This is a genomic window from Bacillus sp. BPN334 (assembly GCF_008368885.1).
In the GTDB taxonomy this organism is placed as follows: Bacteria; Bacillota; Bacilli; order Bacillales; family Bacillaceae_G; genus Bacillus_A; species Bacillus_A wiedmannii.
In genome coordinates this window covers 101,475-117,892 of record NZ_QOZW01000013.1, presented here as the reverse complement: position 1 = coordinate 117,892, position 16,418 = coordinate 101,475, and the positions used below count along the sequence as shown (strand labels likewise).

The following is a 16,418-nucleotide window of genomic DNA, read 5'->3' as shown; positions in this document are numbered from 1 at the left end:
ATTTGCTCCCGTTTTTATTTCAAATGTATAGGCATTGTGTATCGGTTTGTAGAAATATTGAACACTTGAAGGAAGAAGTCGATCCATAAGATCCTGCTCTTCTTTCTCCGCAATTTTCACCGATTCATATAATTTATCAGCATAATTCTTAAGATCTTGCCAGCTATCTTTTGCTGTATTAAGATCTGCTTTTATAAAAGCAAATTCTTCTGGGGTAATGAATGTGATGTTTTTTACTAAATTATTATATTTTGCTGCTACAGTATCCCAACTATTAGACATTTTCTGTATAGAAGTAATAGCTGTGTCAATTGTTTCCGCCATATTCGTAGTCTTATTTTTTGCATCAGTTATAATAGCTATTTCTGCTTGTGCCCCAGAAATTTGTGCTTTTAAAATTTCTATTTCTCGCTCAGCAGATGCAATATTACTTTTTGCTGTTGCGATCAGCGGTCCACCAATGATACACGTTATTAACGTCGCGCAAAGTACTGAACCTGCAATAATTTGATCATTGCTTTTTTTGATAGACTCATTATACCCATTAATTCGCTGTTCTAAATACGGAATACCTGCAGTTGTACTAGCTAAAATAGTCGTTAATTGATTTGTATCTTGTTTAAAGTTTTGCGTATCTGCTGTCATTTTATTTCGGAATGTTTTCAGCTGTTCCAATAGCTCGTTAACTTCACTTTTATTAGTTAATATACTTTGATACAATTTTTCGAGCTCAGTTTTCAATTTTTCAGTATCTTTTTGATCTATTGCATCTAGTAAAATACTATAGTGTGTTTGAAATGTATCATTATAATTTACAATGTTTTGATTCGTATTCATAATACGTGGTTTAAGATTATCTAACCAATAGGTCGCGTTTTTTTTTGCATCGTCCTGGTGCTTCAACATGTTTGCTCGTAAATAACTATTAAGAGAACTTATACCACTAAGGTCTGTCTCTTGTTGATTGCGTATTGTTTTGGCATATGAATCCATAACAAGTACATTAGACATTGCTGGTGCTAGTACATCTTGAAAGCCCTCAGGACCAAGTGAATAATTATGAATGGTTTCTTGCGATATAGTTGTATGGACTTTTTGTTCTGCCGCGAAAGTATGAAGTGGTACTATATTACTTGTTACCATTCCAGCAATCATCATTGATAATAGGAATTTCTTGTACAATTTCTTATTCATATTATGCCACCTACGCTTTTTAAGAATTCGTATCTTTTAGTGAGCATTGAGGAAGTTCCCTGCTCAAGTTTGAACAGGGAACCCTTATCACATAAAATCAATTGATTATTTTGTATCTACTAATTTAATATCAGTTTCATAAAGATTTGCAGCAGTATCTCTAACTTCTTTCCAACTATCTTTAGCCACATCGAGATCCTCTTTTATGAAAAATAGATCGTTAGGGTCCATAACTGCAATATTTTTAAGTAAAGATTTATATTTTGATCCAACTACATCCCATTTGGTTGAAAGATTTTGTAGTGCAGTAATTGCTATATCAATAGTCTCTGTTAAGGATTCAGTTTGCTCTTTTAGATTGGTTAAACCAGCTACTTCTAATTGAGCCTGGGTTATTTGTCCTGTTATATTCTTAATCTCTTCCTGAGCCTTATCCATCTCTTGCTTTGCTATAACAATTCCCGCTATACCACCTGCTGTTGCTCCTAAACCACCTACAATGAACACCACTCCTAGTTTAGCTCCTAAACCAGTACCAATTAGAACTGCTCCGCCTATAATAGCAAGTGGGCCTAAAGCAGTTGCAACTGCTGAGGCAATAAGCAGTTTATTATATTCAGCAATTGTAGCATGATACGTTGTGAGTTGATTTTGCAACAGCGGAATTCCAGCATCTTGACTTGCTAAAATAGACGTTATTTGAGTTGCATCTTGTTTAAAGTTTTGCGTATCTGTCGCCATTTTCTTTCGGAATTCTCGCAGTTCTCCTAATAATTCGTCCACTTCCGCCTTATTTGCTACAACATCATTATTTAGCCTTGTAAGTCCATTTGATAATGTTTCCTTGTCCTTATTGTTTACAGCTGTTATTAACGTATCATAGTAATTTTGAAATTTAGTATTATAATTAATAATATTTTGATTCGTTGAAATCATTTGCGGTTTAAGTTTATCTAACCATTGCCCTGCATTTATTCTGGCAATATTTTGATCATTAATTATTTTCGTTCGTAAAGATGTATCAATTGAATTGAGCCCATTGAAATCAGCATTTGCTTGTTTAATGATTGTTAAAGCATAAAGGTCCATTACTAAAGCATTTGACCCTGTATTTGTTATTGCCTCTTTAAGACCCTCTGGTCCTAATGAATAATCCGGGTAATCGCCCGTTGTACCTGTTTTAGCGTGAATAGGAGTTGATTTTGCCGTGCTTTCCGCTGCAGAAGCATATGTTGGCATGATACTACCTGCTGCCATTACCGTTATTAATGCGGATAAAGCCATTACTTTATAAGGCTTTTTTGTCATTTTTTTCTTCTCCTTTAACTTTCAGTATAATCATATTTCACTCTTTGCTTAAACTTAATTTATTGTTATATTTGAAATGAAATTTTCAAACTTTTTTGTTTGCAAATACAGTTCATCACTGAATTCTTTGAGCTGAATTAATTGATTTTGCAATCCAACACTATCCATGTTTGCCCCTGCACTCAGATTGAGTTGGATTTGGATCATTGTATCATTTAGCGCTTTCCAATCATTCATCAAATATTCAAAAGTAGTAATTTGCCTCTTAATCATCTCAGTAAACCCATTCATTTGATCCTCAATAAAAGTCATTTCAGTCACTTGAATTTGGGTTTCTGCTAACTGCTGAATTAGTGGTAGTAATTCTTTTTGTTTCTGCTCAATAATCCTAGCAGAAGCAGCTGTTTGGCTGTCGAAAAGATCTAAAATTCCACCACCAAGAGATGAAATAGAGATAAAATCTATAGTTTGAGTCTGAGCTGCTCCGCCCGCAATCGTAAAGACTTGCTTCCCAATATTTATAACGCCGTTACGAACTTCATTTGGTCTATTTAAAATTTTTGCGAGTTCTACCAGTATCTCTTCTTGAAGTCTTTTAATATCAGCTCTTAGCTGTGTAACAGTTCCATCTGACCCCTCTAAGGATTGAATTGCTATTTTTGCTTTTTCAGAAAACCCTTTGTTATCTTGAAGTAATAAATCATTAAAACGATTTAGCTGCAATAAGGTTTGGTTCATACTATCTTGGATAGTTTGTACGTCCTGTTGAAGTCTATTAAAAGCATTTACAAAACTCACTTTTGTTTCCGCATCTGTATTTACCGTTCCCGCTAAATCATATAATGTACCATAATAACCATTGAATCTTGTACTAAAACGCTGCATATCTTGATTTAAATCAACTAACTTAGGATTATATTCATCTAACCATTCGCGAACATGATTTTTTACAAATTCTTGGTGATTCGTTAAACTGCTCATACCAGTCCCTTTAATGGTTGGTTGCTGTAAAATAATTAATCCATATGCTTGTGCTAAAGGTGATTGTGAACCTAACGTTCTAATCGAATGTGATAATGTATTCGCATTTTTGACATTTTGTACATATGTTGACTCTGATTTAGACTGCACCTTCTCCGCGTAAACACTTACATAGTTGGAAGGACTTGCTAATATTGCTGTAACCATTAATCCTGTAACTAAAGTTTTTTTCACTTGAACTCCTCCTTTTCTTATTTTTTAAAGAGAGATTCTAGATTAAGTCTGTTACAATTACTATTTTTATAAAGGAAATAGCAATAGATATTGACTAGATTCTTTCTTATTCTCCTTTATCGGGGGATGGAAAAAGATACCCCCTATTAGAATATATAAACGTCAGAAAATACGCAATTTTATGATTAATCACCCACTATAAGATAATAGTGACTAGTTTTTTTATGTTTTGTTATATATATGCCATTTGAAATATATATTTTTTTTTTGGTAATGTCATATTTATAATAAAAAGATATATATGAATTAAGAATTCCATCGTTAATTGTCATAAATTCTATAATGATTTTGAATGTGCTTATCTTTCCAAAATGTAAAAATAAATACTCTTAAATTATGTTGGGGAATAAAATTTAACCTTTGACCGATTTTTACTCGTATCTAAGCTTGTACCCCATGCCATATTGGGAAAATTGTACACTTGGACACTTTTTAAGCGTTTTCTGTACATTAAGAGATATCTGTCCAGAAAATCCATGTTTATGGACAGGCGATAAAACTCAATAATATCAACGTTTTTTAGCTATAATCGTGTTCATAAAGTATGTATATAAATCAGTGTTCAATTAAACTTAGTATTTTATCTTTATGAACATATACTCATCTAAAAAAACACTGTAATGATAAAGGTTTGTAATCCTTAGCGTACAATTTTCCCGAAATGGTATGGTGAGGTCTAAAAGTAAAATAAAATTGTCAAAAGATGATACCAATTTGATACTATCTAATATTGATATCGAGAATGAAAATAATTTAAGAAGCTAAAAAAACAATACGCAGAAATTTTTATCAATTTGTAAATAAACAACAAAAATAATAGAGAATAAGGCGTATATAATCCTAATGGAATTGTTGCATTAGAAATGGATAAAACCGTTTCTTCATCATCTTTACCAAATTGTGAGAATTGGGATTGTATCGTTAACAAAATATTATCAGCTGATAATGCATATATTTGAATGCGCGTTTCTTTTCCAGACCAATCAAATATCTTTTTTTGAGTAATAGTGTCAGTATGTTGAAGTTTTAGAGATTACTTACACATCTATTAAAATTTTTGCACCAGAACCATACAATGTAATTGAAGCAATCCAGGAAACGAAAGATGGGGGATAAAATAGTCAATATTCAGTAAATGGTCTGCTTTTGTATGGAAGAAGAACCTAAATTGGATTCTTCTTTTTTATCGTTTTCCGACAGAAGACTCCTTCCTCAAAAATGTGAAGGTGTGAAACACCAATTTTGGTGGGAGATGAATGTCGGTTGGCATAAGCCAACATGTTTGCTATCATTTACTTGTACAGATTGCTCTTCGAAAACTGAAGATATGAGGTTGGTTGCAGAAAAACGTTCCAACCGTAAAATCTTCAACGTTCTATCGCCCCATGCTTGCCGATGTTGCGAAAACCAAACTAAAGTAGGGAGTGTGGGGCGTCAACGTACAAGATACTTGTGTTCTCACCGTAGGGACTACGGGTAGAGCCTGCTAAGATAACCGGTGGATACATCGGTGTTCGCAGGAATCTCCCACTTCAAAAAGTCCGTAAGGACGTTAAGTGGTGAGTAGTTCAAACAATCGTTAGTAATTGATATAGTTCATTATACGTCGAAAAAAACGAAGTTTGGTTGTTGCAAACTTCGTTTTCGTGTATATAGAGTATGAACGGTTTCAACGTCTTTTTACATGTCTATAGTCTTGTTCGGCGAGATTGTTCAAATGTTTGACTGTACAATGAGTTGTTTATAAAAAACTTGTACTTTTAATTTGTTAAATGCGCAAAGTAGTGCTGGGGCCTTGTCTGTTTTGAGAACCGTTGACTCTCCAAAAGCCTTCACCAATCTTTTCATAAAGGCATAGGCTGTCTGATGATCTCTAGTTTTTTGAAGTTGAATATCCAATGTACATCCATTATTAAAGATTTTACGATATAAATAACAACATTTTCCTTTCACTTTTATATAAATCGCATCTAATTTCTAGAATGATTGAACCTTTCTATTTTTCTTCTTCCAGATTTGATAGATCAAATTACCATATTCATGGACCCAACGTATAATCGTTTTTGGATGAATATGAAATCTTCAGATTCTTTGAGGACCTCAGATACACCTCGATAACTAAAAAAACAAAAGTAATAGCCAACGGCTATCACAAAATTATCTTTCTTGAATTGTATTACCTTTCAAATATCCTATCTGTGATTTTTCTCATTTTCTTTTCTGAAAGTGATCTATTACTCAGGATTTAAGCCTCCTTTGACCTATACGGTCATAAATGAATTACATTTTTCTTTGGCCAATAAATTTTTGATAATCGTAAAAAAAGGAATTAAACCCGTGTCCATTGAGCATTTCTTCCTCGTGAAGCTAGCTTTATAAGACCAAGAGACTGGAAGGAAGCTAATGCTTTACTGATTGTACTTTCGGCAATATCTGGATAAACGTCACGAATATTTTCTTTAGTAAAAGGTTTTTTTTGCCTAATTATATAATTTTTAATTCGCTCAATTTTAGTATCCCTACATATAGAATCCTGAACTGTTAGATGCAAATCCTGATATGCTTCTAATATAATTGTTAAGAATATTTTTATCCAAAAGCTGATATTGTGCCCACGACAGTACCAATTAACTGAAGATTTAAAGATTGAATCATAGTATTTTGATTCATGTTTCTTTATATATTTATCTAAACATACATACTTTATAAATGTATGTTCAGTCTTCATTAATAGTAATTGTATCAATATGAATGCGAGTCTTCGATTTCCCTGGTCAAAAGGGAGAATACAATAAAAATTCAATATAAATTGAGCTATTAATATAAGTGAATGAAAATCCTTATTCTTCACTAATGTATTATATTGCTCACATAATTGTTTTACAGATTGGGGGATAAGTTCCCGAGCTACTGGACGATAGCTACTGGAATGCATCCCATATTCAGGAACACCTGGGACAATAAATTGTTTTTTACGCCACATTGCACAGTCAGAAGTAATATAATGGATTAATTGAAAATGTAATTCTTGTATTGTCTCTGAGTTAACGGGTAGATTATGGAATTTTTTTTGCACAAGAGACATTGCTTGATAATAACAATATACGGCATCTTCTTCTATTGTTTTGGGTAACATTTCGTTCAAAATCAGTTCTTTTAACCTTTTATTCGGAACGTTTACATCCATAAAAACAGTATTAAAGTTTTTTATGTAATGAAGGGGGATAGTTTTCTCCAAATTATTGAATATATCAGGGTTTCTGTCTTGATAAGCGGATATTTTTCCTTTGTATTCACTAATTTCACTTATTAAACTTACCAGTTCTCTTTGTAGCTCTATATCTAAGTATTTATCCTCAAAAAAATCTCTCATTTAATACCTCCATTGATCATTAAGTGTTGCTACATAAATTAATCTACTCTAAAAATATTTTACAATAATTTTTTACGATATTACTACTGAGGGTGTTGCAAAACTCATAAATATCCAATCTTTTTATATAGATAGGCTCTCATACAAGAAAAGCATGCGAGCCTATCTATAATCGGGAACTACCTTTCATTATTATAAAGAAAAAATCCATATAAAACCAATAAGTTTTTCTATATTAAAACGCTACATTTTCTATATTTTATGGTAAAATTAGTGATTGAGGGTATAATTTTTCAAGAGAAAAAGGCAAACAATATAAATACTTTCTGAAAGTGATCAATTCAAGTTCAACAAAAAGCATTTGTTATTCTATAGCAAATGCTTTTTGACAAATTACAAACTTTTTTATAACATAAAAAAGGAATTGAGTGGCTAGACTCAATTCCTTTGGTGAAGCTATTTGTCAACGAACACCAGGTAAAAGAATCCTTCGTTAAACGTTGGATTCTTTTACTTTGTCTGTAACATGAATTTTAATACTGGATATGCCATTTTTCTTGTTGAACATCCTCGTTTGAGCGCTAATTGTTGTAAGAGTTTTTGTTGAAATGGTGATATTTCAATTTTTACAAAATGCTGAAAAGCATGAGATTACATTACAGGTGTACCCTCTTTATAGATATAGTCTAAGCCCTCTATTACTAACTCCGATGCGGTTTGATTTAGATTTTCGTTATACAATGCGAACTCTTCCAGTCTTTCAAACAAATGTGGTTCTAATGAAATAAATAACTTTTTATATTCTTTTCGAAACTTCTGTTTTTGACCTTTCCAGTAATTTTTCTCTTGCATAACTGCATGATTGTCGATAGGTAAGTCTTTGAGATTATTTCTAACTTTTCCCCCGATCCGCACAGTACGTGCCACTTTCATGGCATACCGCGCTTCATCTATATTGTAGTTTTCTTCTCACCCAATAATGATAAGTTCTAAGTAAACAACACTAGTTTTTTGTTATTTGTTTCCACTTCAGTTTGTGATTTCATACAGATTTCCTCGTTTTTAACTAGTTTTCGCAATTTGTTGAGTTTGTTTAACTGTTCCTCGTTAAGTTGTAGCTCAACGAGTAGTTGGTTAATGATTTCAACTTTGGTTGCCTGAATTAGTCTGTAAATACTCGATTTAACAATTGTAAGGTTTTTGTAGCTATTGTCCTTTGTTTCATTCCATAATTGCTTGTGACAACAATGGATGTCCCACAGGGTAGAAGTTTCTCCCCAGTTACACTACATCTGCCTTTTTGAGCGACGTATAGGGAGATTCGAGGTACATTTAATTTCTTAAGTTGATAACGATGTGGTGGAATCCCCATTATGGTCTTAACTTAAAAAAGATTTTAATAATATGTCCTTGCCTACGCACCGAGAAACCACTTATTTTTCTCTACATAATCTCCAGATACAGTCCATATCAACTATAGATTCTTGTTTTATGCTAAATGCATACTCAAACAAAACAAGGAGGTAATGAAAAAAACATTATTAGCAGCAACACTTTTAAGTACAGGATTATTTGCGGGTGGTGTAGTAGGTACAGAAGATGTAAAAACGGATGAAAAAATAAAAGTTACTGTTGCAGATAAAGATGGAAATATAACGTATAAAGAAATTGATGGAAGTGAAATTTCAAAAAACGCAGTACCAGCAACTCCTAAAGGTGATGTAAAAGAAGATGCAAGAATGGATAACCTAAAGTCAAATGAAGGTAATTCAATTTCAATGAGTGCAGATGGAACAACTTCTTTCTCACAAGACTTTAATGCACCTAAAGATGCAGTACCAGCAACCTCTAAAGAGGATATAAAATAAGATAATTAAATTGAGAAATCAAAATCAAAAAGAACTGGGCATAAATAGCCCGGTTCTTTTTGATTCCTACAGTTTTTTTAAAAGAGAGCTTTGCCCACATGTCCATCAAGCTAAGACGTTACACTATCCATAAAGCAAAAAATACGTTATCCCTTCCTCTGATTCTGCAGAAAGAATAGCGTATTCTTTCATTTTAAAAGGAATTTTATTTTCTTAGCTTGATAAAGATGTGGTGCTACTCCATTAGTAAAACAAAGAATTTAATTAGCTCACTAAAAAAGTGACTTTAAGTAAGAGGTATATATATGGAATACCATTAGCATTTCTCTCATTTTCCACTTTAATGTATAGAATGAATTATTTGACGCAAATAACTTCTTCTAACTAAATATGTAAATAAATGTAAGTGTAAGAAACTAATTGTAAATATAAATAATACAACTCCTACTAGTACACTAAGAATAGATAGTATCGCATTCACTTGTTTACTTTCTAACCATTTTAATAACGGGGAATCAAATATAAAAGGTCGATATGCGTTTGTATAATCATTTGGAATTATCTTTGTAAGTTTTTTAGCCACATTTTTATAAGCACAACGAGTTAGCGGCCCGTTAGCGTATGAACAGAGTGTAGCAAGCGGCGAGTCATAGTCGATAGTGAACTTCTGTCATATTTATAAAGAATAATAAAATTTGAGTGGGATCCTGCTGGATTAATAGCTATGTCATAAAAATCATGACATTTTGACACTACCGTATGTGACAGAAAAACACTTAGTATCAAAGAGCAGTTTTTAACACATTAACAATAAATGAGGAGGGGGAGATTTTCATTGCGTATGATAAAAAATTTAAAGAGGCATGGAAGGAGAAATAGGTATGACCTATTTATGAAAAATAAACCAGTAACGAGAGTTTTTTAAGGAAAAGAAGCAATTTCTATGATTAACATACATGTGGAAAAAGAGGAATTTACCATTTGTTAGAACTCAATAGCTTTTGTGAAAATAATATTGAGTAAGATAATTGCAAATTTACCTTATTTTTATCTGAATTTTCCAATTTGATTATTTCAACTTTATGAAGATAGTAGCTAGAAAATTTGTGTGATAGTATTTTAAATAGAAAAAAAAGACAATTCTGAAAAGAGGGTGTAATTTGGATGGTTTAACTATTGTGAATTTTAGGGTTAGATAGCTATTAATGGATTATTTTCATTGAGTAGAGTTTTAGCTTGTAGAATATGAAAATCAAAGAAAGTTTTTCAGATAAATTAATGAAATATTATTTTTTTTTACTGTGGTTGTAATGACGATATAACTAGAAATCATTTAATTTGTCCACGTTTATAGGTGAAAAAGATTATTTAGAGTCAGAAGTGAATGTATAAAAACTGAAAATAAATATATTTGAATGCATAAATTATACCAAAGATATTGAATTTTATAGTTATTGAAGTTTGAATACTATTAAATTTCGGATGGATATATGTAGAGTTATAAATTATATGCAAAAAAGAGGTATTGTGTACACGAAAACATCCGTTTTAGTAAATTTAAGGAGCACATTTTATGAAAACTACCGATTCACAAGGCCTATTAGGAAATAGGGTTTATTTACAAGTTTTTTCTGCCTATTCATTGCTTATGCTTGGTGTTTTTATTGATATGTTAGCGATTATGACTATAGTTGGGTTTGAATGGGAAGTAGATCCTACTATGATTGGATTGATCCCTGTTGCATATGCACTTCCTGGAATTATTTTTGGCTCATGGGCAGGTGTTATTGCGGATCGTTTTCGAAAAATTCCAATTATGATGTTCTGTAATTTGATGGTTGGTTTAATAACAATTGCTCTTTTATTTGTACAAAATATCCACTGGCTCTTAGTGGCATTAATGATTCGTTCCATTTTTATTGTTTTCTATTATCCTGCACAACAAACACTAACAAGACAAATTGTATCCCCAGATTTGCTTACTAAAGCAGTAAGTATCAACGGAATAGTAGAGCAGGGTACCAAGATAGTAGGCCCACTTATAGGGGGCATGTTGCTGAGCTGGTTTCAGCCAGAGTTCTGCCTAATTATAAGAGCTATAAGTTGTTTATTAGCTACTTTAGTTCTGATACCCACAATAAAATTCAAAGAAACTATATCAAAAGAACTTGTTGAAAAGCAAAAGCAAAGCACTTGGGCTGCTTGGGTACAAGGGTGGGGCTATGTGTTATCTAATCGGATAATATTATCAACTATGATTTTCGTTACAATAGCCATGGCAGTATTACAATTAGTAGACTCACAATTCCCGACTTTATTTAAGAGCTTATTCCCACATGATAAAAGTAAAATGGGATATATCATTTCTATTATTGGTCTTGGCGGAATACTTGGTGCATTACTAACTCAGAAATTAAAACAATTTCAATATGGTTGGGTAGTATGTGGAGGCATGGTTTTAATGGGGATTGGTTTTGGAGGGATTGGTTTGATAACGCCCGGTACGGTCTTCGTTTTGGCCTATCTGATTAGTTTTATCGCTGGTATTGGAAGTGGGCTGATGCTTGTATCTAATCAAGTCATTTTACAAATAGAATCTGATCAAGATCAAGTAGGAAGAGTATTTGGTATTCAAAGCAGTTTAACAAACGCAGTTCTAATTATTTCTCCTGCTATGAGTGGCCCATTAGTGCATTTGTTTGGAGTAACTCAACTCTATGTTTATGGCGGGATTGGGCTTGTTGTCATTGGAGTAATTGGAGTTTCACTGCAGAAATATTTATGGGCTAAACATAAACACGAACCTATAAGAGCAAATAATTTTTGAAGGGAAGATTTTTTATGACCAATGAGGAAAGTTATCCATTAAGTCACCCGCAGCGAAGAATATGGTATACAGAAGTTATTCATTCTGATAAAGGGATATGTAATTTAAGATTTTTATTTAAACTTCATCGAAAAATGAATTATTCAAAATTAAATCAAGTTGTGAATCGTGTTATCAGTGAAAATGACGGTCTGTGCATTAGATTAAAAGAAAATGGGCATCAGGAACCTAAACAATATTTTATTAAACATGAAGAACAAGAATTTGAGTTTTTCGATTTCAGTAATGTGGAGAATTCAGATTTACTTGAGGAATGGATTGAGCAGAAAACAAAAGAAACGTTTACATTATTTAATTCGAATTTATACTATTTCGCCTTAATAAAATTAAACGATAATGAATGTGCAGTCTTTGGAAATGTTCATCATATTATCATGGATGGTTTATCAATTCAAATATTTACTGAGCAGATTGCAAAATATTATTATGAAATGCATAACGAGACTGAGGAAGGCGAAATTAAAAATTCATATATTCAATTTCTGGCTAATGAACAAACATACTTGAATAGTAGTCGCTTTCAAAAAGATCAAAAATTCTGGTTAGAGGAATTTAAAACACTTCCATCTGTGACCGGATTGAAGCCCTATAATACGTACCAAGTTAGTACCAAAGCATCACGCGAAACGTTTATATTATCGGAGCATTTGAAGAGAAAAATAGAATTATTTTCCGAAAATTACAAATTTAGTTTATATACTCTTTTTGTCGCTGCTTTCTCGTTGTCCATGTATCGGTGGACTTCATCGCTTGATATTGCATTAGGAATGGCTTACGGCAACCGTATGACTAAAATGGAACGAAAATTGATTGGAATGATGGTGAGTACAGTTCCTTTAAGAATGGATATTGATCCAGAAGATGAAGTGCTTTCATTTATTGGTAGGGTGTCCAGAAAACAAAGTAAATCATTAAGACATCAGAAATATCCATTTGATTTATTATTAAAGCAGATTAATAAAGAGAATAACAGCAATGTGAGACTTTTCGGAACTACGATTGATTATAGGGATCGTGATGAAAGTGGTGACTCACTATGGATTGCAAACCGTGAAGAAGTACAAGATTTTGCAGTGCATATTGAAAATCTAATTGATATAGACTCTTTGCATGTACATATTGATTATCGTGAGGAGCTATTTTCTAAGGAAGAGATAAAACGCTTTTTTAACGTTATGTTAGCGATAATGGAAAACACTTTTGAAAACCCAAAGCAGAAGGTTGCTGAAATCGAAATTATTTCTGATGAAGATAAAAGAAAAAGTTTAGTTGAGTTCAACAATCCTAAGCTGGATTTTCCACCTCGGGAAACTCTTCATGAATTGTTCGAACGACAAGCAATGATTTATCCAAACGCTATTGCAGTTACGTATGAAAAAGAAAAAGTTACTTATAGGCAACTTAATGAACGTGCAAATCAGTTAGCTCATTATCTGCAGAAAAAGGGAATAGGATCTGATACTTTAGTTGGACTGTGTGTTGAACGTTCTCTCGAAATGATTGTAGGTATTTTAGGGATTTTGAAGGCTGGTGGGGCTTATGTTCCGCTTGATCCAACATATCCAGAGCAGCGACTTCAATATATTTTAGAGGATGCTAGCATTCAGATATTCGTAACGCAAGAAAGTTTAAAAGAATTGAAATGGTTACCAGAAAATGTTGAATCGATTTGCCTGAATCGTGATCAAGAAGAGATTGGGAAAGAAAGTAAGACCTTGCCGGTTTCTGATGTGAATTCCCAAAATCTAGCTTACGTAATCTATACTTCGGGATCAACAGGGAATCCAAAGGGCGTTATGATAGAGCATCACAATGTCATTCGGTTATTTAAATCGACGGATTGTTGGTATCAGTTTAATGAAAAAGATACTTGGACGCTTTTTCATTCTTATGCATTTGATTTCTCAGTATGGGAAATTTGGGGAGCATTATTATATGGTGGAAAATTAGTTGTTGTTCCGTACTGGATTAGTCGATCGCCAAAAGATTTTTATCAATTATTGGTGGAGGAAGAAGTCACAGTTCTAAATCAGACACCTTCCGCATTTCGACAATTAATACGAGTGTGTGAACACGAAGATAAGAATAAAAACTTGCAGCTGCGTTATGTGATATTTGGCGGAGAAGCGTTAGAACCCATTAGCTTGTTACCGTGGTTTCAAAGATATGGGGATAAAGAACCACAGCTAATTAATATGTATGGAATTACAGAAACTACAGTTCATGTTACATATTATCCAATTACTCTAGATGATGTACATCATGCTTCGAGAAGTAATATCGGAAAACGGATTCCAGATTTAGAAGTGTATATATTAGATGCTTATCAACAACCTGTTCCTATAGGTGTAGATGGTGAGCTTTATATTGGCGGGGCAGGGCTTGCACGTGGGTATTTAAATAGACCTGAATTAACAGCAGAGCGCTTTATATCTCATCCATTTAGTAGTGATCCGAAAGCTAGATTATACCGGACAGGAGACTTAGCGAGGTATTTGCCAGATGGGAATTTGGATTATCGTGGAAGAATTGATCATCAGGTTAAAATACGTGGTTTCCGAATTGAGATTGGGGAGATTGAGTCTACTTTAAATACATATGCATCTATAAAAGAGGCAGTTGTAATTGTAAGAGAAGATCAACCGGGTGATAAACGATTAGTAGCTTATGTTGTAGGAGATGGAAATGTCGGTGCGTGGAGAGAGTATCTTAAAGCGAAACTACCGAGCTATATGGTACCTTCGGGATATGTGATGATGGAAGCCATTCCACTTACAGCTAACGGAAAAGTTGATCGTGAGGCCTTACCTATGCCGGAGGAAAAGCAGATTAATAGTGAATGTATTGGCCCTCGGAATAGTAATGAACAGATACTGGCTACCATTTGGAAGCAAGTATTAGGTATTAAAAAGGTGGGAATCTATGATAATTTCTTTGAAATTGGTGGCGACTCGATTCTCAGTATTCAAATCATATCTCAAACAAGTCAAGTGGGGTTAAAACTTACTCCGAAGCAAATGTTTGAATGCCCAACTATTGCCGAGCTGGCACAAGTGGCTATAGAAACGCAGGGAGTACAAGCGGAGCAGGGGATTGTGACAGGAGATGTGCTTCTTACTCCAATTCAGTACTGGTTCTTCGAGCAAGAACATCCACATCCAGAGCATTGGAATCAATCAATGCTTTTAAGAGTAAAAGAGAGATTGGATGTGAAGTTACTAGAGGGAGCAATATTAAATTTAATCAAACATCATGATGCTTTACGTTTTCGGTACGAGCAGTTACCAAACGGAACATGGAGGCAGAGAAATGAAGGGACAGATGAGCTGTCAGTACTCCATGTTGTAAAACGGAACAAAGTTAATGAAAAAGAGTGGAATAAAATAATACAAGAAGAGATGAACATTAATCAAGCTAGTTTAAATTTAGTTACTGGTCCGTTAATGAGAGTAGTTTACTTTGAGGATAACTTGACTGGAAATGATCGAATATTCTGGGTGATTCATCATTTAGTAGTAGATGGAGTATCGTGGAGAATTCTATTGGAAGATTTACAGGTGGTATATAACCAGATGAAACAAGGTCAAGGAATTCGCTTACCTGCGAAAAGTACATCTTTTAAAGAATGGTCTGAACGACTCCAGACATACAGTGATTCGGGTATTTCAAAAGAAGTACAGGATTATTGGAATGAACAAGTAGAAAAAGAAACGATGACAATTCCAATGGACTATCCAATACAAGAAACAACAGAAGAATCGATTGATCAAGTGACAAGGACTTTAGGGGGAAAAGAAACACAAGCATTGTTACACGAAGTTCCAGTCACTCATAAGACAAGGATTAATGAGGTACTATTGGCGGCATTAGGACAAGCTATCGTCGATTGTACAAATCAGCAAACGGTTTCTATTCATCTAGAAGGACACGGGAGAGAAGAGATGATTGAAGGTATTGATTTATCACGGACAGTGGGCTGGTTCACGAGTATTTATCCTGTTCATCTAAATTTTCAAGGAACTAAAACACCAATTGAAGGCTTAAAGGCTGTCAAAGAACAATTGCGTCGAATTCCGAATCACGGAGTAGACTATGGTATTTTACGTTACTTGAATAAAGAAATACTTCCGTTTTATCAGCAAAAGCCTTCAATAAGCTTTAACTATTTGGGCCAATTTGATCAGGTGTTTTCAAAGGAATCTTTGTTTATGCAAGAGGTAGGGTTTACATTTTTAGATCATGCTCCAGATTCCAAGCCATCTCATCTAATTGATGTTATCGGAATGGTGAAAGATGAAAAGTTACATTTTATTTGGATGTATAGTAGAGAACAGTTTTCTAAATTAAAAATTCAAGTAATAGCAGATGGTATGTTGAGGCATCTTCGCCAACTTATAAATAAACCAACAACAGAGTCTGCTTTTACGGTATCAGATTTTGCTGATGCAGAGAATCTTACGGAAGAAAGCTTGAGCAAAGTCTTACTTAAATTAACAAAGAAGAGGGTGTAAAA

At 33.5% G+C, this 16,418-nt stretch carries 5 protein-coding genes and 6 pseudogenes; 3 read left to right on the top strand and 8 right to left on the bottom strand.

Going from position 1 to position 16,418, the window contains the following annotated elements:
* Positions 1-117: 117 nt before the first annotated feature.
* The 7 genes and pseudogenes from nheC to DN393_RS32080 form a co-directional block, all read right to left on the bottom strand.
* Positions 118-1,194, bottom strand: a pseudogene (gene nheC, locus DN393_RS32085) (non-hemolytic enterotoxin subunit C); the annotation flags it as partial.
* 105 nt (positions 1,195-1,299) lie between these two features.
* Positions 1,300-2,502: a non-hemolytic enterotoxin subunit B gene (gene nheB / locus DN393_RS20980; protein WP_050845448.1), complete on the bottom strand. Its 1,203-nt coding sequence runs from the start codon at positions 2,500-2,502 to the stop codon at positions 1,300-1,302.
* Positions 2,503-2,556: 54 nt separating this feature from the next.
* Entirely contained in the window at positions 2,557-3,717 is a 1,161-nt protein-coding gene (nheA, locus tag DN393_RS20975; protein WP_149173833.1) for a non-hemolytic enterotoxin subunit A, read from the bottom strand.
* A gap of 1,628 nt (positions 3,718-5,345) precedes the next feature.
* Positions 5,346-5,973 (bottom strand): annotated as a pseudogene (locus DN393_RS20960) (IS6 family transposase).
* Between the two features lie 133 nt (positions 5,974-6,106).
* Entirely contained in the window at positions 6,107-7,150 is a 1,044-nt protein-coding gene (locus tag DN393_RS20955) for a Fic family protein (RefSeq protein ID WP_064474294.1), read from the bottom strand.
* 510 nt (positions 7,151-7,660) lie between these two features.
* Positions 7,661-8,002: pseudogene (locus DN393_RS20950) on the bottom strand (hypothetical protein).
* A gap of 137 nt (positions 8,003-8,139) precedes the next feature.
* A pseudogene (locus tag DN393_RS32080) lies at positions 8,140-8,483 on the bottom strand (group II intron reverse transcriptase/maturase); the annotation flags it as partial.
* Between the two features lie 334 nt (positions 8,484-8,817).
* On the opposite strand from DN393_RS32080, the pseudogene DN393_RS32470 reads away from it, so the two are divergent.
* Positions 8,818-9,015 (top strand): annotated as a pseudogene (locus DN393_RS32470) (hypothetical protein); the annotation flags it as partial.
* Positions 9,016-9,397: 382 nt separating this feature from the next.
* On the opposite strand, the pseudogene DN393_RS32465 reads toward DN393_RS32470, so the two are convergent.
* Positions 9,398-9,604, bottom strand: a pseudogene (locus DN393_RS32465) (ABC transporter permease); the annotation flags it as partial.
* A 987-nt stretch (positions 9,605-10,591) separates the two neighbouring features.
* Here DN393_RS32465 and DN393_RS20930 point away from each other — a divergent pair.
* Together DN393_RS20930 and DN393_RS20925 are read left to right on the top strand one after the other, a co-directional pair.
* Positions 10,592-11,845 (top strand): MFS transporter, encoded by a 1,254-nt coding sequence (locus tag DN393_RS20930; protein ID WP_088047353.1) that lies wholly within the window; start codon positions 10,592-10,594, stop codon positions 11,843-11,845.
* 14 nt (positions 11,846-11,859) lie between these two features.
* On the top strand, positions 11,860-16,416 hold the full coding sequence (locus tag DN393_RS20925) for a non-ribosomal peptide synthetase (protein ID WP_149173830.1): 4,557 nt from the start codon (positions 11,860-11,862) through the stop codon (positions 16,414-16,416).
* The last annotated feature ends 2 nt before the right edge of the window (positions 16,417-16,418 follow it).